The 23137-nt window shown below is 58.5% G+C and carries 13 protein-coding genes; 7 read left to right on the top strand and 6 right to left on the bottom strand.

The genetic code is table 11. From position 1 onward, the window contains the following. The first annotated feature begins 26 nt into the window (after positions 1–26). The 4 genes from ACIOMO_RS02150 to ACIOMO_RS02135 all read left to right on the top strand — a co-directional run bounded on the left by ACIOMO_RS02150 (position 27) and on the right by ACIOMO_RS02135 (position 8460). On the top strand, positions 27–2363 hold the full coding sequence (locus ACIOMO_RS02150) for a TonB-dependent siderophore receptor (protein WP_401239389.1): 2337 nt from the start codon (positions 27–29) through the stop codon (positions 2361–2363). A gap of 230 nt (positions 2364–2593) precedes the next feature. Beyond that, complete coding sequence (mexE, locus tag ACIOMO_RS02145) at positions 2594–3847, top strand: multidrug efflux RND transporter periplasmic adaptor subunit MexE (RefSeq protein ID WP_401237773.1); 1254 nt, start codon at positions 2594–2596, stop codon at positions 3845–3847. A gap of 15 nt (positions 3848–3862) precedes the next feature. Beyond that, on the top strand, positions 3863–7042 hold the full coding sequence (locus ACIOMO_RS02140; RefSeq protein WP_053119927.1) for an efflux RND transporter permease subunit: 3180 nt from the start codon (positions 3863–3865) through the stop codon (positions 7040–7042). Further along, positions 7039–8460 carry an efflux transporter outer membrane subunit gene (locus ACIOMO_RS02135; RefSeq protein WP_053119925.1) on the top strand — a complete coding sequence of 474 codons (1422 nt, stop codon included), beginning with the start codon at positions 7039–7041 and terminating at the stop codon, positions 8458–8460. Before ACIOMO_RS02140 ends, ACIOMO_RS02135 begins: the two co-directional genes overlap by 4 nt. A 190-nt stretch (positions 8461–8650) precedes the next feature. On the opposite strand, the gene ACIOMO_RS02130 is transcribed toward ACIOMO_RS02135, so the two are convergent. The 3 genes from ACIOMO_RS02130 to ACIOMO_RS02120 are packed head-to-tail and all read right to left on the bottom strand — an operon-like array spanning position 8651 to position 11940. Beyond that, positions 8651–9598 carry a biotin/lipoyl-binding protein gene (locus tag ACIOMO_RS02130; protein ID WP_401237771.1) on the bottom strand — a complete coding sequence of 316 codons (948 nt, stop codon included), beginning with the start codon at positions 9596–9598 and terminating at the stop codon, positions 8651–8653. Between the two features lie 4 nt (positions 9599–9602). Then, the gene (locus ACIOMO_RS02125; protein ID WP_053119922.1) at positions 9603–9803 is read right to left on the bottom strand and encodes a DUF1656 domain-containing protein; all 201 of its coding nucleotides are present in this window, start codon (positions 9801–9803) and stop codon (positions 9603–9605) included. Then, a complete protein-coding gene (locus ACIOMO_RS02120) occupies positions 9793–11940 on the bottom strand; it encodes an FUSC family protein (RefSeq protein WP_401237770.1) in 2148 nt (715 codons plus the stop codon). The genes ACIOMO_RS02125 and ACIOMO_RS02120 overlap by 11 nt, the downstream gene beginning before the upstream one ends. Before the next feature lie 161 nt (positions 11941–12101). Between ACIOMO_RS02120 and ACIOMO_RS02115 the strand changes: the two genes are divergently transcribed. The 3 genes from ACIOMO_RS02115 (at position 12102) to ACIOMO_RS02105 (ending at position 16601) form a co-directional block, all read left to right on the top strand. Beyond that, positions 12102–13157: a tetratricopeptide repeat protein gene (locus ACIOMO_RS02115; RefSeq protein ID WP_159811321.1), complete on the top strand. Its 1056-nt coding sequence runs from the start codon at positions 12102–12104 to the stop codon at positions 13155–13157. Between the two features lie 274 nt (positions 13158–13431). Continuing rightward, positions 13432–14934 (top strand): ATPase domain-containing protein, encoded by a 1503-nt coding sequence (locus tag ACIOMO_RS02110; RefSeq protein ID WP_053119916.1) that lies wholly within the window; start codon positions 13432–13434, stop codon positions 14932–14934. Next, on the top strand, positions 14931–16601 hold the full coding sequence (locus ACIOMO_RS02105) for an ATP-binding protein (protein ID WP_401237768.1): 1671 nt from the start codon (positions 14931–14933) through the stop codon (positions 16599–16601). The genes ACIOMO_RS02110 and ACIOMO_RS02105 overlap by 4 nt, the downstream gene beginning before the upstream one ends. Positions 16602–16616: 15 nt before the next feature. Here the strand turns inward: ACIOMO_RS02105 and ACIOMO_RS02100 are convergent, their stop codons facing one another. From ACIOMO_RS02100 to ACIOMO_RS02090, 3 genes are all read right to left on the bottom strand, one after another. Beyond that, positions 16617–19604 (bottom strand): RHS repeat-associated core domain-containing protein, encoded by a 2988-nt coding sequence (locus ACIOMO_RS02100; protein ID WP_401237767.1) that lies wholly within the window; start codon positions 19602–19604, stop codon positions 16617–16619. A gap of 136 nt (positions 19605–19740) precedes the next feature. Beyond that, the gene (locus ACIOMO_RS02095; protein ID WP_401237766.1) at positions 19741–22629 is read right to left on the bottom strand and encodes an RHS repeat domain-containing protein; all 2889 of its coding nucleotides are present in this window, start codon (positions 22627–22629) and stop codon (positions 19741–19743) included. A gap of 118 nt (positions 22630–22747) precedes the next feature. Next, positions 22748–23125 carry a response regulator gene (locus tag ACIOMO_RS02090; protein ID WP_053119909.1) on the bottom strand — a complete coding sequence of 126 codons (378 nt, stop codon included), beginning with the start codon at positions 23123–23125 and terminating at the stop codon, positions 22748–22750. Positions 23126–23137: the final 12 nt, after the last annotated feature.

Raw genomic sequence — 23137 nt, 5'->3', positions numbered from 1 at the left:
GCGCCGTGGTTCAAGGCATCGCATGCATGGCTGTGACCGCACCACTGCTGATCGCGCCGAACTGGGCCGCCGCCGAGCAAACGCAAGAAGATTTCGATATCCCCGCTGGCGCGCTCGCACCGGCGTTGACGCGTTTTGGCCAAACTGCGCACATCCTGTTGTCCTATTCGACATCGCTGACCGAGGGGCGCAGCACATCCGGCCTTAAAGGTCGTTACGACGTCGACCAAGGCCTGGCGATTCTGCTGACCGGTTCCGGGCTTGAAGCCAGTCGCGGCGCCAACGGCAATTATTCGCTGCAGGCCAGCACCGGTGATGCGCTGGAGCTGGGCGCGGTGTCGATTTCCGGCAAGGCGCCGGGTTCGACCACTGAAGGCACCGGGCTCTACACCACGTATTCCTCCAGCAGCTCGACGCGGCTGAACCTGACCCCGCGGGAAACACCGCAATCGATGACGGTGATGACCCGTCAGCGTCTCGATGACCAGCGCCTGACCAACCTGACCGATGCCCTCGAAGCCACGCCGGGCATCACCGTGGTGCGCGACGGTCTCGGTTCGGAAAGCGATTCCTACTGGTCGCGCGGTTTTGCGATTCAGAACTATGAGGTCGACGGCGTTCCCACCAACACGCGCCTCGACAACTATTCGCAAAGCATGGCGATGTACGACCGCATAGAAGTCGTGCGCGGTGCCACCGGTTTGATCAGTGGCATGGGCAACCCGTCCGCGACGATCAATCTAATCCGCAAGCGACCGACTGCCGAAGCGCAGGCCAGCATCACCGGTGAGGCCGGCAACTGGGATCGCTACGGCACCGGTTTTGATGTGTCGGGGCCGCTGACGGAAACCGGCAATGTGCGCGGACGCTTTGTCGCCGATTACAAAACCGAGAAAGCCTGGATCGACCGTTACAATCAGCAGTCGCAGCTGATCTACGGCATCACCGAGTTTGATCTGACGGAAGACACCCTGCTGACCATGGGCTTCAGTTATCTGCGCAGCGATATCGACTCGCCGCTGCGCTCCGGCCTGCCGACGCGTTTCAGCACCGGTCAGCGCACCGACCTGCAACGTTCGCTAAATGCTGCGCCAGACTGGTCGTACAACGATCATGAACAGACCAGTTTCTTCACTTCCATCGAGCAGCAACTGGGCAACGGCTGGAGCGGCAAGATCGAACTGACCCACGCCGAAAACAAGTTCGACGAACTGTTCAACTTCGCTATGGGTGACCTGAATACCGACGGCAGCGGTCTGTCGCAACTGCCGGTGCGCTTCTCGGGCACGCCGCGTCAGGACAACCTCGATGTGTACCTCACCGGCCCATTCAGTCTGTTCGGGCGCGAACACCAACTGATCACCGGCATGACCCTCTCACAGTACAAAGAAAGCACGCCGAGCTGGGGCGGTTGGCGTTACGACTACAACGGCTCGCCGGCGGGCGCTATCGACAACCTGTTCACCTGGGACGGCAACTCGGTTAAACCGGACTTCGCCGTCAGTGGCAAATCGTCGATCGACGAAGATCAATACGCGGCGTACCTGACCTCGCGTTTCAGCGTCAGCGATGACTTGAGCCTGATTCTCGGCAGCCGCGTGATCAACTGGAAACGCGACACCTCGGATCGCCCGTATGGCGGCGAAGAAAGCGAAGTCAATCGCGAAGAAAACGGCGTGTTCATTCCGTACGCCGGCGTCGTTTACGACCTCAACGACACCTGGTCGCTGTACGCCAGCTACACCAAGATCTTCAACCCGCAAGCCTCGTGGGTCACCGACGAAGACAACAAACCGCTCGACCCGATGGAAGGCAAAGGCTACGAGATCGGCATCAAGGGCACGCACCTCGATGGCAAGCTCAACTCCAGCCTGGCCGTGTTCAAACTGGAGCAGGACAACCTGGCGATCTGGCAACACGACAACGTCTACAGCTCCGAGCAGGACACCACCTCCAAAGGCATCGAGATGGAGTTGAACGGTGAACTGGCCGAAGGCTGGCAGGCCTCCGCCGGCTACGCGTATTCAGTGACCACCAACGCCGACGACGAGCGCATCAACACCAACCTGCCGCGCAACAGCTTCAAGACCTTCACCAGCTATCGCCTGCACGGCCCGCTGGATAAAGTCACGATTGGCGGCGGCGTGAACTGGCAGAGCAAAGTCGGCGCCGACCTGCATACGTTCAGCCAGGGCAGCTACGCGGTGACCAACCTGATGGCCAAGTACGACATCAGCCACAACCTCAGCGCTTCGGTGAATCTGAACAACGTGTTTGATCGCGAGTACTACAGCCAGTCCGGTCTGTACGGGGTTTACGGCGCACCGCGCAATATCATGACGAGCTTCAAGTACAACTTCTGATCCGCTCTGAAGTGGCGCGCCCTCTTTATGGGTGCGCCATGCGCCGGCAGCGCCTCGCATGAAACTTTCATTAAGGATATTGATAGCACCCTAACGAAAGGTGCATGCTAGAGGGCTCGCTACGGTCTTATATCATTCCGAATGATAGTTACCTTTGCTTCATTCGATTCGTGCCATCACAGCCTGCCGAGCATCATCCGCCCATCTTCAATACATTGGCGGATGCATCCATGGAACAGTCACTCAAACATTTGCGCTTCCCGTTGGCCATGCTGGCCATCCTGGTGATGAGCGCCTGCGGCAAGACTCCGGAGACTGCCGCCACCCAGCCTGCTGCCAAAGTCAGCGTGGCCAAGGTGATCGAACAACCGGTCAACGAATGGGACGAATTTACCGGCCGCCTCGAAGCACCGGAAACCGTTGAAATCCGTCCACGGGTCTCCGGCCAGATCGACGACGTCGCTTTCACAGAAGGTGCCCTGGTCAAGAAAGGCGACCTGCTGTTCCAGATCGATCCGCGTCCGTTCCAGGCCGAGGTTCGCCGCCTCGAAGCCCTTGTCGCCCAATCCCGCGCCAACGCCACCCGCAGTGAAAACGAAGCTGGCCGTGGCGAACGTCTGCGTGCCAGCAACGCGATCTCTGCCGAACTGGCTGACTCGCGTACCAGCGCTGCTCAAGAAGCCCGCGCCGCCGTCGGTGCCCTGCAAGCGCAACTGGATCTGGCCAAACTCAACCTCAGCTTCACCCGCGTGACCGCGCCGATCACTGGCCGCGTCAGCCGTGCCGAGATCACCGCCGGTAACCTGGTGACCGCCGACACCACGCCGCTGACCAGCCTGGTTTCCACTGATCGCGTTTACGCCTACTTCGATGCCGACGAGCGTGTGTTCCTTAAATACACCCAACTCGCTCGCAACGGTCAGCGCGGCGCGACCACCCCGGTGTACATGGGCCTGTCCAATGAAGACGGCAACCCGCACCTCGGTCAGATGAACTTCGTCGACAACCAGGTCAACCCGAAAACCGGCACCATCCGTGGTCGCGCGGTGTTCGACAACAGCGACGGCACCTACACCCCGGGTCTCTACGCACGACTGAAACTGGTCGGCAGCGGCACCTACAACGCCATGTTGATCAACGACGAAGCGGTCGGCACCGACCTCGGCAAGAAGTTTGTGCTGGTGATGGATGCGGACAACAACACCGTGTACCGCGCCGTCGAACTCGGTCCGAAAATCGAAGGCCTGCGCATCGTTCGCACCGGCCTGAACAAGGACGACACGATCATCGTCAAGGGTCTGCAACGGGTTCGCCCTGGCTCGCCGGTTACCCCGGAAGTGGTGCCGATGGCCAGCGAACAGACCATCGCGGCACTCGCTCAACAACGTCAAGCGCTGGAAGCCAGCAACCTGCCCAAAGTCGCCCCTGCCAAGGGTGCGTCCGGTGCGGTTGTGAAGCTGGCCGCCACGACCCCACGCGGTTAAGGGACGACAACTCCGATGAATTTTTCCCAATTCTTCATTTCACGGCCGATCTTCGCAGCGGTGCTGTCGCTGCTGATCCTGATCGCCGGTGCGATCTCGCTGTTCCAGCTGCCAATCAGCGAATACCCGGAAGTCGTGCCACCGACCGTGGTGGTGCGTGCGAACTTCCCGGGCGCCAACCCCAAAGTCATCGGTGAAACCGTGGCGGCTCCCCTGGAGCAAGCCATCACCGGCGTCGAGAACATGCTGTACATGTCCTCGCAGTCGACCGCCGACGGCAAGATCACCCTGACCATCACCTTCGCCCTGGGCACTGACCTCGACAACGCGCAGGTGCAGGTGCAAAACCGGGTGACCCGTACCGAGCCGAAACTTCCCGAGGAAGTGACGCGCATCGGTATCACCGTCGACAAGGCCTCGCCCGACCTGACCATGGTTGTGCACTTGACCTCGCCGGACAAACGCTACGACATGCTTTATCTGTCGAACTACGCGATCCTCAATATCAAGGATGAGCTGGCGCGTCTGAACGGTGTCGGTGACGTGCAACTGTTCGGTATGGGCGACTACTCGTTGCGGGTCTGGCTCGATCCGAACAAAACCGCTTCACGCAATCTGACCGCGACCGATGTGGTTACCGCGATTCGCGAGCAGAACCGTCAGGTCGCCGCCGGCCAATTGGGCGCGCCCCCTGCCCCGAATGCCCAGAGCTTCCAGCTGTCGGTCAACACTCAGGGCCGTCTGGTCACTGAGGAAGAGTTCGAGAACATCATCATTCGCGCTGGCGACAATGGTGAAATCACTCGCCTCAAAGACATCGCTCGCGTCGAGCTGGGTTCCAGCCAATACGCCCTGCGCTCGTTGCTGAACAACCAGCCTGCCGTGGCGATCCCGATCTTCCAGCGCCCAGGTTCCAACGCCATCGATATCTCGAACGAAGTTCGCGGCAAGATGGACGAGCTGAAGAAAAGCTTCCCGCAAGGCATGGATTACAGCATCGTTTATGACCCGACGATCTTCGTGCGCGGCTCGATCGAAGCGGTGGTTCACACCCTCTTCGAAGCACTGATCCTCGTGGTGCTGGTGGTGATTCTGTTCCTGCAAACCTGGCGCGCCTCGATCATTCCGTTGGTGGCGGTGCCGGTATCGTTGATCGGTACGTTTGCGGTGATGCATCTGTTTGGCTTCTCGCTGAACGCGCTGTCGCTGTTCGGTCTGGTACTGGCCATCGGTATCGTGGTGGACGACGCCATCGTGGTGGTGGAGAACGTTGAACGAAACATCGGACTCGGCCTGACCCCGGTCGAAGCGACCAAACGGGCGATGCGTGAAGTGACCGGCCCGATCATTGCCACGGCGCTGGTGCTGTGTGCGGTGTTCATTCCGGCGGCGTTTATCTCCGGCCTTACCGGGCAGTTCTACAAACAGTTCGCACTGACCATTGCCATCTCGACCGTGATCTCGGCGTTCAACTCGCTGACCCTGTCGCCAGCGCTGGCCGCTGTGTTGCTGAAAAGCCACGACGCACCGAAAGACCGCTTCTCGAAAGTGCTCGACAAGATCTTCGGTGGCTGGCTGTTCCGTCCGTTCAACCGCTTCTTTGACCGCGCCAGCCATGGCTACGTCGGCACGGTGGGCCGGGTTATCCGCAGCAGCGGCATCGCCCTTCTGCTGTACGCAGGCCTGATGGTGTTGACCTTCTTCGGTTTCTCCAGCACCCCGACCGGTTTCGTACCCGGCCAGGACAAGCAATACCTCGTCGCTTTCGCGCAACTGCCGGACGCTTCGAGCCTGGATCGCACCGAAGACGTGATCAAACGCATGTCCGACCTCGCGCTGAAACAGCCAGGCGTGGAAAGCGCTGTAGCGTTCCCGGGCCTGTCGATCAACGGTTTCACCAACAGTCCGAACGCCGGCATCGTCTTCGTGACCCTGAAGCCGTTCGACGAACGTAAAGACGCGAGCATGTCCGCCGGTGCGATCGCCGGTGCCTTGAACGGCCAGTTCGCCAACATTCAAGAGGCGTACATGGCGATCTTCCCGCCACCGCCGGTACAAGGTCTGGGCACCATTGGTGGTTTCCGTCTGCAAATCGAAGACCGAGGCAACCTGGGCTACGACGAGCTGTACAAAGAAACCATGAACATCATCAACAAGAGCCACAACGTGCCGGAACTGGCAGGCCTGTTCACCAGCTACACCGTGAACGTGCCGCAGGTTGATGCTGCCATCGACCGTGAAAAAGCCAAGACCCACGGCGTGGCCGTCAGCGACATCTTCGACACCCTGCAGATTTACCTGGGTTCGCTGTATGCCAACGACTTCAACCGCTTCGGGCGCACCTATCAGGTCAACGTTCAGGCCGAGCAGCAGTTCCGCCTCGAATCCGATCAGATCGGTCAGCTGAAAGTGCGCAACAACAAAGGCGAAATGATCCCGCTGGCGACTTTCATCAAGGTCAGCGACACCTCGGGCCCGGATCGCGTGATGCACTACAACGGCTTCATCACCGCTGAAATCAACGGTGCTGCTGCTCCCGGCTACAGCTCCGGCCAGGCCGAAAAAGCCATCGAGAAACTGCTCAAGGAAGAACTTCCGAACGGCATGACCTACGAGTGGACCGACCTGACCTACCAGCAGATTCTGTCTGGCAACACCGCGCTGTTCGTGTTCCCGCTCTGCGTATTGCTGGCGTTCCTGGTGCTCGCCGCTCAATACGAAAGCTGGAGCCTGCCGCTGGCGGTGATCCTGATCGTACCGATGACCCTGCTGTCGGCCATCACCGGCGTGATCATCTCGGGCGGTGACAACAACATCTTTACCCAGATCGGTTTGATCGTACTGGTCGGATTGGCGTGTAAGAACGCGATTCTGATCGTCGAGTTCGCCAAGGATAAACAGGAAGAAGGCCTCAACCCGCTCGCCGCAGTACTGGAAGCTTGCCGTCTGCGTCTGCGGCCGATCCTGATGACCTCCTTCGCGTTCATCATGGGTGTAGTGCCACTGGTGTTCTCCAGCGGTGCCGGTGCCGAGATGCGTCATGCCATGGGCGTGGCGGTGTTCTCCGGGATGCTCGGGGTGACCTTCTTCGGTCTGTTGCTGACGCCAGTGTTCTACGTGCTGATCCGTAACTTTGTTGAGCGCGGCGAAGCCCGCAAAGCGGCTAAGGCCCTCAAACTGGAGGCGCAACAATGAGTCTGAAAGTCTTCCTGCCGAGCCTGCTGGTGCTGGCCCTCAGCGCCTGCGCCGTCGGCCCCGACTACAAGACCCCAGCCACGGAGGCGGCCAACATCACGGCCGTCACCGACGGCGCCGCCGGGCAAAAGAACTTCGACCGTTCGAAATTCGAAGGCATCTGGTGGCAGCAATTCGACGATCCGACCCTCAACCAGTTGGTGACCCAATCGCTGCAAGGCAACCGTGAACTGCGCGTGGCGTTCGCCCGCTGGAAAGCCGCTCGGGCAATCCGCGACGATGCCAGCAACGATGCAATGCCGACCATCACCAGCCGCGTCAGCAGTGATCTGGCCAAGGGGCAAATCCCCGGCCAGACCACCGACCGGGTCAACAGCGAACGCTATGACCTCGGTCTGGACATGGCCTGGGAGCTCGATCTGTTCGGACGCATCCAGCGCAATCTGGAAGCCAGCGACGCCGATCAAGAGGCTGCCAAAGCCGATCTGTACCAACTGCAAGTCACCATGATTGCCGAACTGGTCGACGCTTACGGTCAACTGCGCGGCGCTCAGTTGCGGGAAAAGATCGCCGTGGCCAACCTGAACAACCAGCAGGAGTCGCGCAAGATCACCATCAGCCTGCGTGACGCCGGCGTTGGTGATCAGCTCGACGTCGAACGTGCCGATGCGCGTCTGGCTTCGGTAGAAGCCAGCGTGCCGCAATTGCAGGCCGAACAGGTTCGGCAGAAAAACCGCATCGCCACCCTGCTGGGTGAGCGTCCGGACAAGCTGACCGTCGACCTCAGCCCAAAAGACTTGCCGGCGATTGCCAAGGCCCTGCCAATTGGCGATCCGGGTGAACTGCTGCAACGTCGCCCGGACATCCTCAGCGCAGAACGCAACCTGGCTTCGGCCACGGCGCGCATCGGCGTGGCGAAAGCCGATCTGTTCCCACGGGTCAGCCTCAGCGGTTTCCTTGGCTGGACGGCCGGGCGTGGTTCGCAAATCGGTTCCTCGGCGGCCAACGCCTGGGCACTCGGCCCGAGCATCACCTGGGCTGCGTTCGACCTTGGCAGCGTGCGAGCGCGTTTGCGCGGCGCCGATGCCGAAGCCGAAGGCGCACTGGCGACTTACGAGCAGCAAGTGCTGCTGGCCCTGGAAGAATCGGAAAACGCCTTCAGCGATTACGGCAAACGTCAGCAACGGCTGATCTCGCTGATTCGTCAGAGTGAGTCGAGCCGCAAGGCTGCTGACCTGGCGGAGATCCGCTATCGCGAAGGCACCACCGACTTCCTCGTGCTGCTTGATGCTCAGCGTGAACGTCTGAACGCTGAAGACACCCAGGCGCAGGCTGAAGTCGATTTGTATCGCGGCATTGTCGCGATTTACAAAGCCCTTGGCGGCGGCTGGCAACCGGAGACTGTTGCCAGCAAGTAATCGATTGTTAAAGAGCTCCTTTGGTTGGCCGCAACCAACCAAATTTTTTGCCCCGCGTATCATTCGGTCGCGGGGCTTTTTTGTGCCTGCCGAATCAACATGTAGGAGCTGCCGAAGGCTGCGATCTTTTGATGTTGCTTTTGGATGGGCAAGATCAAAAGATCGCAGCCTTCGGCAGCTCCTACAGGGGTTAGTGTGATTCCAGGATGGTTACGGTGGCTGTGGTGCCCGCTCGCAAGCGGTTCTTGCCAGCGTAATCCGCGTCAATCTCGATCCGCACCGGCACCCGTTGCGCGAGTTTTACCCAGGTGTAACTCGGGTTGATGTTGGCCAGCAGTCGACTGCCCGGGGCGTTTTCGCGGTCGGCAATGGCGTAGGCGATGCTCTGCACCGTACCGCCGAAGGTTTCGCCGCTCATCAACTGCACTTTGACCCGGTCACCCTCTTCGATCCTCGGCAGTTTGGTTTCTTCGAAATAACCGCTGATGTAAAAAGAATCACTGTCGACCAGCGCCAACAGCGCGCCACCGGCCACGGCGTAATCACCCTGGCGGGTCAGTAGATTGGTGACGAAACCGCTGACCGGGGATTCGACACGGGTGCGCTGCAAATCCAGTTCCGCTTGGCTCAGTGCAGCAATCGCCAATTGCACATTGGCCTCGGCCAGCCCGAGATTGGCCTGATTGCGCAACAGATCGGCCTGGGCCACGGCGACGTCGGTGCTGGACTTCTCCCACTCCTCACCGGAAATGGCAAAACCCTGTTTCAACGTGCGCCGCCGACGTTCTTCGCTTTGGCGCTGTTTGAGCAGCGCCTCACTGGCAACAATCGAGGCTTTCGATTGGCCCAGCGTGGCTTTGGACACCTCGACCTCACGTCGCGCATGTTCCACCGCCAGTTTGTAGCGTGCCGGGTCAATCTCCATCAGCAATTGGCCTTTTTCAACGTGCTGGTTGTCCTGCACCGCCAGACTGACGATGCGCCCGGACACATCAGCCGACAATGTCACCACATCCGCCCTCACCCGGGCATCCCGTGTCCACGGCGCGCGGGTGTAATACTCCCAAGCGAACCAGCCGAGAACGATCGCCAATATCACCACCGCCACGGTCATCATTCTTGCCAACAACATTTTCAAGGGTTCAGGCTCCCATCAACAGAATCAGCGTGGCACAGACACAGGCATACAAGGCGCCTTCGAACAGGGCTTCATGCCAGACCAGGCGCAACACACCCAGACGACGCAGCACCCAATCCAGCAGCAGGAATATCGGAATCGCCAGTAACAGCGCCTGGGCAATGGGCGGCAGGTAGACGCCGCCAACTTCGAAATCAATGGGCAAGGATCGGTTCTCCTTCAACGGTTCCTGCTTGCAGATATTCGCCATGACGTTGCAGGAATGACACGACGATCAGCAACGCCACACGCATACGGAACACCGACCCTAGATGTTCGTGACTGGCGACGTGCAATTCGTCCAGCTCATCGCCTAATGCGTGAAGTCGTTCCAGCAATGGCGCCAGTTGCACATCATCACGCGCGGCGACAAACCGCCCGGTGTGGCGCAACGCTGAAGACAAATGCTGGCTGAACGCAGGCGTCACCAGCGTGTTGTTCTGTGCTTGCAGCCGTAGTTGCTGCATCGCCACCCCCAGCGCCAGACACGCCAGCGTCACTTCGTAGAGTTGCGGCATCGCTCGGTCATTCACCGCCGGCAACAGCCCTTGCATGCTGGTCAGACGATCGACCATGCGGCTTTCGAAAGCGAATTGCTGTTCATCGGTGGCCGGCAGCTTGGTCAGTTGATAGACCTGCTCGCGCGCTTCGTTATAGAGGCGACGCAGGCGCCACGCCGGACGAAACGGGAAAATCCACGCGTAGACAATCAGCGCCAGCATCGCCGCGCTGACGTAAGCGCCGGCGAATTCAAACCATTGAATTGCGCTGTTCTGCCCGGTACCAGCGTTCTGCGGGCCGAGCATTAGAAAACTCGACAAACCCAGCCCCATCGCGATGCCCGCCGTGGCCGGACTGGATAAACCCACCGCGATCACATACAGCAACGGCGCGAGCACCAACGCCAGCATTTCGAAGTTGCTGATCGCCGGCACGATCATGAATTGATAGAGCGCCGAGACCAGCAACGCCACGCCCAAGCCACGCGCATAACTTTGCGCGGCCATCAGCGGTCGCGGGAACGTCGCCATCAGTGAACACAGGATGCCGACCAGAATCATCCCGCCGCGAGCGCCGTCCCACGCCGTTTCGATCCAGATCAGCCCGGAGACCAGCAAAGCGGTAAACGCTCGAATTGCGTTCATCGAGGCCAGGGTGAAATCCAGATGCAGCGGGCTCTGCTGACCGCGAAACATGCAACTGGCCTCACGCCCTTCCTGGATCGCATCGCTGAGTTCAAGAATCTGCTCCAGTTGTTGCATCAACCGCGCTTGCTCCCAGCGCAGCGCCCACGCCAGTGAGCGCAGAGTGGCGCTCATGTCCTCGGTCAATTGCTCGGCCTTATAAGCCATTGCATCGAACTGTTGCTGCAACGTGACGAAGTGGTGCCGGGCCTCCTCAGGCATGGCACGGCCCTGCTGCGCCAATTGATCGAGAAACGCCAGTTCATCGGCGCGTAATCGCTGGATATCCAGCGGTAGATCACCTTCCCAACGCTCGGTGAGCAATTGCCGCTGGTGACGCAGTGCGGTCAGCCGCGACGTTAGCAACATCAGTTGATTGCCCAGTAACAGCACCAGATTGTTAGCGCTGCGCAGGCGCGGTGCATCGAAGTATAAATGCCGGCGCAGGCCCTCCAACGCACTGATTTCAGCGAGCACCTGCATTTGCCGACGCTGAAAATCGGCTTCGCTTTCTTCCGTGCGAATCACGGCTGCGGCATGGCCTGCGACCAGTTTGATCACTTGATCAACCTTGGCGAAATAACCCTTGGCCACCGCTTCGGGCCTCGCCGTCAGCAGGCTGACCACACAGACGCAGGCTACCGCCAATAACGTTTCAGTGACTCGGGTGACGGCCAGCAGAAACGTCCCGTCCGGTTCGGGAATCGCCAGCAACGCCACCACCACCGCTGTATACCCGCTGAGCACGAATGCCTGCGAACTGGTGTAACGCAACAACGTGCCGCCCGCCGTACACAGTGCCAACCACAACGCGAGCGTTGTAATGAATGGCAGCGGTGCCTGAGGGAAGATCGCCATGATCAGCACTGCCACCGCCGCACCCAGCGTGGTTCCGATCACCTGGCCAAAACTGCGTGCCAGCGCCATCCCCGCCAGCGGCTGGCTGACAATCACCACCGCCATGATTGACCACTTCGGCTGGTCAAGATCGAACAAAAACGCCAGATACAACGTCAGCAACCCGGCGGCGATGGTGCGCAGGCCAAACAGCAGCACAGCCTGACCGGGGTGGATCACCGCTTTGAAATAATTGAACAGGGCTTGCATGGGCACACTCATTAAAAGCAACTCCTGCAAGCGTAGACACTGCATCGCAAGCCGGGCGAGTAATGCATTCGACGCGTGTTGTAGGACGTTTCACAAGGACAAGGTTTGACTCCCGCGCCGAGCTGACCGAAGCTTGCCGCTCTGCTCAAGTCAGCACGTTTCCGGATACCTGCATGCCCCAGTCCCGCCGCTATCTGCTCATCAGCCTTGGCCTCGCATTGATTGTGATCGTCGCCTGGTTGTCACTGCGCAGCACCACTCCGGTTGTCCCCGAAGCGATCAAGCATGGCTACAGCGAAGCTTTGTCGGCGGCGCGTGCCGGTCAGCCGGGGGCGGCGCGGCAGTTGTATCAGCAATTGGGGCGTCCCGATCTGTCGGTGAAACGCCGCGTGTGGCTGCATGCGGAATTGCCCAATTACCCAAGCCCGCAGGCGTTGAAACTGGCCGATGCGGATTTGCAGAGCGAAGCGGCCGATGTTCGCCTGGCGGCGATCAAAAGTGTCGTGGGCCTGGTACCCGGCGGCCAGCGCAGCCTATTGCTCGGGCCGCTGCTGGATGACGAAGATCAATCTGTACGCTTTGCCGCAATCAATGCCCTGCTCGGTTTGACCCCGGATGAGCTGGGGTTGTACTTCGCGCCGCTGGAGCAAGCGATCGACGGCTGGGAGCAAGTCCTCAAGGAGCAACCACCGAGCGCTGCGACCTACGCGCAACTGGCGCGCCTGCACTTGCACAATGCCGAACTCAAGCAAGCGCAGGACGCGCTGGAAAACACTTTGCGCCTGGAGCCGGGCAACTTGCCGGCGCTGGTCATGCAGATTGATGTGCTCGACCGTCAAGGCCAGAGCGACGCTGCCCGACAATTGCTTGCGCAGCAGCTCAAAGCCCAGCCCGATTCGGCGTATCTGCAACATGCTCTCGGCCTATGGTTGCTGCACCATGATCAGCTCGAATTTGCTTTGCTCGGCTTATCCAAAGCCGTCGAACTTGAACCCGACAACAAGGATTATCGCTACGACCTCGCGACCACCCTGCACAGCGCCGAAGAACTGGAAGCCGCGCAGAATCAGTTGCAGGAAATCGTTCAGCGCCATCCTGCCGACCGCAAGGCGCGGGTGTTGCTGATCAATTACTGGAAAGAAAGCGGTCAATTACAGAACGTGCAGGTTTTGCTGGCTCAGCTGGAACAACTCAATCCGGATGATCCTGCTTTGCAACAGGGCCTTTAAACCTCAAGCACACTGACCGAATTCACCACTGCCTGTGGCGAGGGGATTTATCCCCGTTGGGTCGCGCAGCGGCCCCTCTTCACCAAAAGCAGGGCCTGCTGCGCACGCCAATGGGAATAAATCCCCTCGCCACAAAATCCTGCCTCAGCTTTTTGTGTTCGCCGTAAACTTTCAAGAAGAAAGAGCGGAACTGCCATCACGGCCCAAGGTCAAGTAATCAGGCAGCTCAATCGAGTCAGCTGCCTCGCTTCCCCTAGTCATGAGAGGGCATTTTTTGTCTACATCTAACGAGTTGATCAGTGCAAAAGCCGCCACCGGCATTGTGGGCCTGGATGACATCCTGGCCGGTGGCTTATCGCGCGGGCATGTTTTCCTGCTGGAAGGAGAACCTGGAACCGGTAAAACCACGGTCGCTTTGCATTTTCTAATGGCCGGCGCGAAAGCCGGCGAACGCTCGTTGTACATCACGCTGTCGGAAACCGAGAATGAATTGCGCCAGGGTGCGCTCTCCCACGGCTGGGAGCTGGATGAGAACATCAAGATTTTTGAGCTGACGCCACCGGAAAGCCTGCTCAATGCCGAGCATCAGCAGAGCTTGCTGTACTCCTCCGATTTGGAGTTGGGCGAAGCAACCAAGCAGATTTTCGAAGCGGTCGAACGCTTCAAACCGACCCGCGTCGTGCTCGATAGCCTGTCGGAGATCCGTTTGCTGGCGCAAAGCTCTTTGCGCTATCGCCGGCAGATTCTGGCAATCAAACATTACTTCGTGCGCTACAACGCTACCGTACTGTTGCTCGACGATTTGACCACCGAGTCCCTCGACAAAACCGTGCACAGCGTGGCCCACGGCGTGATTCGTCTGGAAGAGCTGACCCCAAACTATGGCGCCGAGCGCCGCCGCGTGCGGGTGGTCAAATACCGCGGTCAGAAGTATCGCGGCGGTTTCCACGACTTCACCATCATGGGTGACGGCGTTCACGTATTCCCAAGGCTGGTCGCCGCCGAACACCGTGGAGAATATGCACGCCTGCAGCTCACCAGCGGCATCAAAGAGCTGGACGCCCTGCTCGGCGGTGGCATCGAAACCGGTTCCAGCACACTGATTCTCGGCCCGGCCGGTACCGGTAAATCGCTTATCTCGATGATCTTTGCCGCTGCGGCAGTGACGCGTGGCGAGAAAGCTGCGTTGTTCATTTTCGATGAAGAACTGGGTTTGCTGTTCGAGCGCATGAGAAATATCGGCATCGACCTCAAGGCCCTGCAAGCGACCGGCAATCTATTGATCGAACAGGTAGACGCCGCCGAACTGTCGCCGGGCGAGTTTTCCCACCGCGTGCGACGCTGCGTCGATGAAGGCGAAATCAAAACCGTGGTGATTGACAGCATCAACGGCTATCAAGCCGCGATGCCGGAAGAAAATGCCTTGGTGCTGCACATGCACGAGTTGCTGCTGTACCTTAACCGCAAAGGCGCGGCGACGTTTATGACCGTCGCCCAACATGGTCTGGTCGGCGATATGCAAGCGCCGGTCGACATCACTTACCTGGCCGACACGGTGATTCTGTTGCGTTACTTCGAAGCCCTCGGCAAAGTCCGGCGGGCGATTTCCATCATCAAGAAACGCACCGGCAGCCACGAATCGACCATTCGCGAATACCGCATTTCCACGCAAGGCATGACCATTGGTGAACCGCTGGAAGCCTTCCAGGGCGTGCTTCGTGGCGTACCGACTTACCTCGGCGCGAGCAAACCGCTGCTGCAGGAAGATAACTTGTGACGGTGACTACGCCGCTGGCCGAACGGGCGCTGATTCTGGCGCCCGTGGGTCGCGACAGCCAAATTGCGCTGATGATCCTCAATGAAGCTGGATTTGGTGGTTTGATCACGCCGGATCTGGCGACGCTGTGTTCGCAACTGGAACCTGGCGCCGGGTTGTTGTTGATTGCCGCGGAAGCGTTGCGTGGCCCGGAGCTGGAGGTGTTGTTCCAGCATCTGGAGCAACAACCGGCCTGGTCGGATCTACCGATCGTGCTGCTCACCCATCACGGCGGACAGGAACAAGGTCCCTCCTCACGCCTGAGCACTTTACTGGGCAATGTGAGCTTCCTTGAGCGCCCTTTCCACCCGGCCACGTTGGTCAGTATGGTCTCCGCCGCCCTGCGCGGTCGACGACGACAATATGAAGCCCGCGACCGCTTGATCGATCTGAGTGAAAGCGAACGGCGTCTGCAATCGACACTGGAAACCCTCGAACAACAGGTCGAGGAACGCACCGCGCAACTTCGCCACAACGAAGAAGCGTTGCGCCAGTCGCAAAAAATGGAAGCGGTCGGCCAGCTCACGGGCGGTATCGCTCACGACTTCAATAATATGCTCACCGGGATCATCGGTAGCCTTGAGTTGCTGCGCCGGCGACTTGCGCGTGGACGTCTGGATGATCTCGACAGCCTGATCGATCTGGGCGTGACCTCTGCCAACCGCGCCGCAGGCCTGACCCATCGGCTGTTGGCGTTTTCTCGTCGGCAGTCGCTTGATTCCAAAGCCGTACAGATGAATACCCTTGTGCTGTCGATGGGCGAGCTGCTGCAACGCAGTCTCAACGAAAGCATCCAGCTGGACATGCGCCTGAACGACAAATTGTGGGTCGCCGAGGCCGATCCGAATCAACTGGAAAGCGCCCTGCTCAACTTGGTGATCAACGCCCGCGACGCCATGCCCGAGGGTGGCAAATTGATCGTCGAAACCAGCAATCAGGTGCTGCATCGCGAATTCACCGAGGCCTACAGCAACCTTGAGCCCGGCGATTACGTGATGCTCAGCGTCACCGACAATGGCAGCGGCATGCCGCAAAGCGTGATCAACCGCGCGTTCGATCCGTTCTTCACCACCAAACCAATCGGCCAGGGCACCGGGCTCGGTCTGTCGATGATTTACGGCTTCAGCAAACAGTCACGCGGGCATGTTTCGATCGACAGCGAAATCGATCAAGGCACCACGGTGAAACTCTACCTGCCGCGCTTCCGTGGCGAAGAACTTGAGCAACCCGACACCGATATCCAGCAAGCGCCGGATGCAATCAACGGTGAAACCGTGTTGATCGTCGAAGATGACCCAGCCGTTCGCGTGCTGGTCAGCGCGGTTTTGAGCGAGCTGGGTTATGCCTTCGTCGAGGCCGGGGATGCCGATGGTGCTGTGCCGATTCTGAATTCGGCGCAGCGTATTGATCTTCTGATCAGCGATGTTGGCCTGCCCGGCATGAATGGTCGGCAGTTGGCCGAGATTGGTCGTCAATATCGGCCGGGGTTGAAGGTGCTGTTTATCACTGGATATGCCGAACACGCGGCCGTGCGCGGCGGGTTCCTCGATCCGGGAATGCAGATGATCACCAAGCCGTTCACCTTTGACCTTCTGACGGCGAAGGTCAGGGAGATGATCCGGCAGTGACGTTTTATCTACCTATCAGACCCTGGAACTCCTCAAAGGCACCCTTTCAGCAGAGTTGCGGCGCACGGAAGTTCGTTGACGAGTTTGCCTGTCAGCAGCAGCCTTTATGTTCTTTTCTGAATCCGCGCTGGGTGTCGTGACAGTCGAAACGGCACTCACGCCAGTCCAGCCAATACCCTTCAAGACATACTCACCGCCCAATGCATTGGCCTCACTGACGACTTGAAGATTGTAAAGACCGGCCTTTATAGCACTCGGTAAATTTTCACTTCCGAGCTTAATAAGTCCTTCGTTGATAAGGGCGTTACCCTCATTAGTTATGACACCCACGGCGAGGTCGTGCCCAATTGCTTTCAAACCGTTAGGAAGATCCTTCCAGTGTGCGACGAGGTCTCCATGTTTGCTTCCGTAATAACTGGCTGGAACTATCGACGAAGCGAGCACGCTCGTAGTGATGACGCCTTTGGTCGCGCCATTGACCATGGGAAACACCCCTTCCGGCAAACTGTCGGCCAAAACATTCTCTAACACGCCCTCGACTACATTGTTGATCACACTGCCGCCGCTATCGACGAGTTGCGATACAACCGTGGCGTCTCCGTTATATTGAATCTTGGGACCAATGGGGCTGAACAACCTTGTGCCGAGCTCGCCGGAAAAATCTTTGGAAACACCAACCAATACGGCTAACGGGTCGGAAAATATAGCGGTTGTATAACCAATTGCGAAGCCAGGTAGGGCACCTGACGCGAACGCTACGGCTCGACCGAGACTCGAACCAGAATCGGGATAATAAGAATCATACGCCAGCTTCGCGAGTGAACCTCCTGAGTAAGCCCAAGCCACGCCGTTTAGATTCGCTGAGAGAGACATCAAGACGCTTTTCGAAGCGCCACTTAATACAGCGCCTGCTGCCTTGCCGGCACCGTACCTTATTAGCCCTTTTACCGCCCCGCGCGCGCCCGCAGTCAACGCGGCCTTACCATATTCAAACCGGGTAACCGGGTGGGTGACAGGCGTTTCCTCCAGCCCTTGAGCGTCGACGAAGCCGATCGGATTCCCCCCCACCATCCGATACAGATTCAACCCGTCGTGCGTACCTCCCGGATCCACACTTAGCCACCGCTGGCGCCAGGGCATGTAATAGCGAAACCCGTAGTAATACAGTCCGGTTGCATCCCGTTCCTGCCCGGAATAACGCACCGTCCGGTAACTCGCTTCGACTTTGTCGCGCCCGGCGTACCAGGCGGTACCGCCGTAAGGATAGTAACTTTCCTGGCTGATAAGCCGAGCGTCGGCATCAAGCTCCAGACTGTTGGAGTTGAGATGATTCGTCAGGGTGTAGCGAGCTTGATCGTCGGGAATGCCCACCGGTCGACCTTTTTCCCAATGCAGAATCTGCACGGTGCAGCGCCCGGCCGCGACGCTGATGACGTGCAAAATTTCTTCCGGCGTTGTACGAATTTCCACCCCGGACAAGTAGCGGGTTTCATGGGTACGGGTTCGGCGGGAGCTGTAAGCCGTGCGAATTTTTCGCACGCGCTGCCCCTCACCATCATAGATATAGCGCTCCGCGTCGTTCGGTTCTGCATTGCGAATCACTTGATCGACCTGGCGTAACTGGTCACGTCCGTTCCACAACAGGTTCTGACCTTTTTGCAGGACATTGAGATTGCCATTGCCGTCGTATCCTGCGGCGATATCACCCTCTCCCGGACGCACATCGGCCGCGGTATACGGCAAACTGCGGTTGCTATAGGCGGCGACAGCGGTGCGCTCTGTGCGTTGACCACTGTCAGCAATGTGCTGCAGCGTCAGCAGATTGCCGCCGCTGTCGTAATCGAACGTCTGCTGATAATTTTCCAGTTGAGTGGAATCCGGTGGCGATATGAACTCCGGCAACTGTGGCCCACCCAACCCGTTGACGCATTGCCGGCCAGTGGCCGCGATCAATTCATAAAGCGTGTTATAGCGGTAGGTATTGAGAGGAGCGACACGCTGATTGCGGAAATAACGGATCGGCTGGGCAGCATCGCTGATGCTGAGAAGGTTACCCACTGCATCATAGGCGTAGGTCAGTTGCTGTAGCGGCGGTTCGTTGGCAACTTGCGCGATCAAGCTGATGATCTGTCCACTTTGCGTATCAAAAACACTGCGCGTTACGACCCCGTTTCCCGCCGATTGCTGCTCGATCTGACCAGTGGCGCTGTAGCGAATGTCGCTCACCAATGAGGTATAACCGCCAGCGCCAGACAACTTCAAACAGGTTTCGAATAGCTCCCCTGCCCGAGTCTGACGCAGTAATTGTTCATTGCCCAACGTATCAATATGGCGAATCTGCTCACCCGCCGCGTTATAACTGTTACGCGTGGTCGCGCCTTCAACTTCCAACAGGACGTCGCGCCCGGCGGGATCTTCCGGCCAGTCGGGCAACTCCAGCGCGTCGAGAAACCGCCGCGTCTGCGCAAGTGGCGAACCGAAGACACTGCACTCATCGAGAGAACGTGTACCCGCCCCGTCATCATGACGAATCAGTTGCCCGCTAACGTTGTGCAGGGCGGATTCGGCGCTTGCGTCGGCCCAGCCATAACATTCGCTGCGCCGGATCTCCTCACCCGCCTCCTGCTCAAAAAGGAACGCTGGCCGCAGCAACTCATCGTAAGCCACGCGGCGGTGATTAAGCTTCTGACCCCAGCTTTCCAGCGCTTGGCCGCTGGCGCCGGCCAGGCTCAGACGCCAACCGGCGTCAGCGTTGACCGACAGCAACGAGGTGCCGGACAAGCTGGACAAGGTCGTCTGGTTAGCAGGCTGCGTGGAGTCATTTTGAAACAGCGTAAACAGTCGGGGATCGCGGCTATGGCAGGTACGGGTTTGCCGTTCATAAATGTTTTGGGTGATACGTGCCTGAGGCGCATCCGTCTCCGATTGCCGGCAATAGGCAACCGAGCGAACGGCCATACCGCTGGAGTCGATCACAGCGAGTGCGGGTGTGCAACGATCCATGTTCGCCATCCCTCAGGTTTGGTTCGCCCGCGTGACACGTGGCAGGCACGAAGATTTGTGCATCCTTTATTCGCCGTTACATCGTCCACGTCAACTGTCAGAACTGTCAGGTAGAACCCGTAAAAACGCGGGAACATCATCTAGGAGTCAAAGTCCCGTAACTTCGCGGCGGCTTTCCATTCAACACGGACGGCGACGTCAACATTTTTTCAAGGCCCGATTTCATGTCTCGCTTGTAGGCATTTCGCGTAACCTGAAATGCGGAGCTGACGCCAAAACTCAAGACTCCCGTTAGCGCGCCCTCACCCACCGCCTCAGGATTGGCTGTGGATTGCACTAACTGGTTGATCATTCGAGGCCCAGCGTCGAAGAAATCGCGAGCGGCCACATTACAGATTTCTTTTATTGTCGAGAACTCTGGCGCCCCGTCCTGAGCCTCTGCATAGGGCGCGTCTTCCGGAAAAAAACTGCGCGCAACACTCATGCTCATAGCGGCAGCACCTTTGGTGACCGCAGGGTAGAGCAGATTTTGAACCAGGTTTACCTCTGTTCCAACGGGAGCATCGAACACTTTATTTTCAAGAATCTTCGCGGCGCCTTTTGTGATGACTACCGCCGCTATCTCCGCCTTGATTCCCGAGCCTGGAGGCACGCCCGCCCAAGCGTTGTTCGGTACGTTGGGGGGCATTTGAGCGACACCTTCAAAACCGACATTACCGAACAACTTAGTAATCTGTGTGATGGCCGCCATATTCGCTCCCGGGCTCAAAATTTCCTCCAGCACAATTGGCGCAACTGTGAATAACCCGCCACCGACCGCTCCAGCCGTACGCTCGAGATACCGCCGCGGATTGCCGATTCCTTCAGATTGGTTTGCACTGACCCACGAAGCGCCTGCGATCGCTCCGTTGATGACTGCTGACCCCGCCCCGACAGCAACCAGCAAACCACTTGCCGGATTCCATTTTGTCAACGCTTGGGCAAGGAGGATCTTCATGCCGGATCCCACCAGTTTCGCGCCGAAGTCCACGGCCCCGGCCCATCCCGCCGCTTTCACCGTGTCCCATCGTGACAGTCCCTGCAAATCGACATACCTCACAGGATTACCCGCGACCATGCCGTACAGATTCAAACCATCCTCGATACCCACCGGATCCGCACTGGCCCAACGTTGTCGCCAGGGAATATAGTAACGCCGACCAAAGTAATAAAGCCCCGTTGCGTCACGCTCCTGGCCTGAGTAACGAAGGGTTCTATAGCTGGCCTGTATTCTGTTCGCTCCCGCCCACCACGCCGTTGCGCCGTAAGGGTAATAGCTCTCCTGACTGATCAGCCCTCCGTCACCGTCCAGCTCCAGAGTGCTGGAACTCAAATGATCCAACAGGTTGTAGCGATGTTGATCCGGCGGATTGTCTGCGCTTCGTACCTGCTCCCAATGCAAAACCTGAACTCGGCAACGTCCAGCCTGGACACTGATTACGTGCAGCGTTTCTTTGGGGCTTGTGCGGATTTCCAGTCCAGGCAGATAACGCGTTTCATGAGTCAGGGTGCGCTTGGACGTCACTGTGCTACGGATCTTTCGTACGCGCTGCCCGGTACCGTCATAGACATAGATTTCGGCATCATTCGCGGCCTCCTCCCGGATGACCTGATCCACTCGACGCAATTGGTTTTGCGTCCCCCAAAACAACGTTTGCCCACGTTGCAATGCCTTGAGGTTGCCATTGCGGTCGTAGCCCTGACCGATAACCTCTTCAGTCGGTGGCAAATCATTTACAAAAGGCAGGCTGCGGTTATTAAGTGCGGCCACAGCGGTACGCTCGGTACGGCTACCGCTGTTGGCGTGGTGCAACAAAGTGTGCAAGTTGCCGCCCGCGTCGTAGTGGAAATCCTGTGTGTAGTTTTCCATTTGGTTCGCATCAGGCGGTGAAACAAACTGAGGGAGCTGAGGGCCACCGAGAGCACTGATTTTTTGTCGCCCGGTTGCGCTGATCAATTGACCCAAGGTGTCATACCCATAGGTGCTGGTAGCGGCGACGCGCTGGTTGCGAAAGTACTGAGCGCCAAAGGCTGCATCGGTGATTCTGACGGGGTTACCAACGGGGTCGTAGAGGTAATGAAGATCCTGCAAGGGCGTGGTATTCGCAGCGTGCGTCCTCAGCCTGATCAAGCCGCCGTCCGCCGGTTCGTAACAACAGATGGTCACCAAAGCATTGGCGTTGGTCTGCTGTTCGATTTGACCGGCGGCGTTGTATTGAATATCGCGAAGCAGCGTAAGTGGATTGCCCGAGCCCGCCATTTTCAAGCAGGTTTCATACAACTCGCCGGCCTTCGTCTGACGCAGGATTTGCTCATTGCCCTTGGCATCCGTAAGGCAAATCGGCTCGCCGACAGCATTCAGCGCTGATTTCGAAGTGGCGCTTTGCGGTTCGAGCAAAAGATCCCGTGCGTTTTCTTCACTTGGCCAGTCAGGCCGTTCCGGTGAACTGAGAAAACGCCGCGACTGCTCAAGCACTGTTCCGGACACGCCAAATTCACGGAAATGCAACGTTCCAGCCTCGTCATCGTGACGAATCACCTTGCCGCAACAATTTCTGGCAGCAGATGCCGGACTGGCATCCGCGTAAGTGAACCAAGCGGTACGGCACTCTGCCTCGGAATGAGCCTGATCAAAAATTTGCTCGGGTCGCAAAAAATCGTCGTAAACCAGACGCCTTTGGTGACCTACCTGATCCCAGTGAAGGACGGCGTGTCCGGCTTCGGCAAGCAAATTCAGTCGGCAGCCGGCATCGTTATTGTCAGATAACAACGGGGTGCCCGAGAGGCTGTACAGCATGCGCTGACTGGCGACTTCAGAATGACGCCCCGCCATCAAGAAAAGGCGCGGATCACGTATTCGCGTCACACGCCCGGCAGGGTCAAACATTTGATGGGTAATGCGCGGCTCGGCCGGATCCGTCGGAGCGCGCCGATGATAAGCGACCTTGCGCAGCAACCGACCGCAAGGGTCAATGGCGCTGAGCACTGGTGTCTCTCGATGCATGAAGCACGACCCCGACGTGGATATCGAGGTCGTTATTGAGCAATGGCGTCAGTCAAGTCAACTGTCAGAAATTACAGGTACGCCGCCAACCGCCCTGTTTTCAGGCCAATAGCTCCTGAATTTTCTCCTGCAAGACATCCAGATCAAACGGTTTTTCCAGAATCGGCGCCTTGCGCGTGATCGGGCTGCCGGTTTCGCGGATCTCCTGCGGGTAACCGCTGATGAAGATCACTTTTAGATCCGGTCGCAATTTGACGGCTGGCTCGGCGATCTGCACGCCGGAAATACCGCCAGGCAGACGGAAGTCAGTGATCAGGACATCCAGATGCGGCTTGCTCGCCAGAATCTCGAACGCCTGCTCGCCGCTTTCCGCTTGCAACACGCGGTAACCCTGACCCGACAGGTAATCGGTCAGAACCATCAAGATAACCGGTTCGTCCTCGACGACGAGTACTACATCTTGTGCATCTACGCTCATGGGAAGCCTTTG

The organism is Pseudomonas sp. NPDC087804 (assembly GCF_044742965.1).
Lineage (GTDB): Bacteria > Pseudomonadota > Gammaproteobacteria > Pseudomonadales > Pseudomonadaceae > Aquipseudomonas > Aquipseudomonas rustica.
This window is presented reverse-complemented; position numbering and strand designations above follow the sequence as displayed.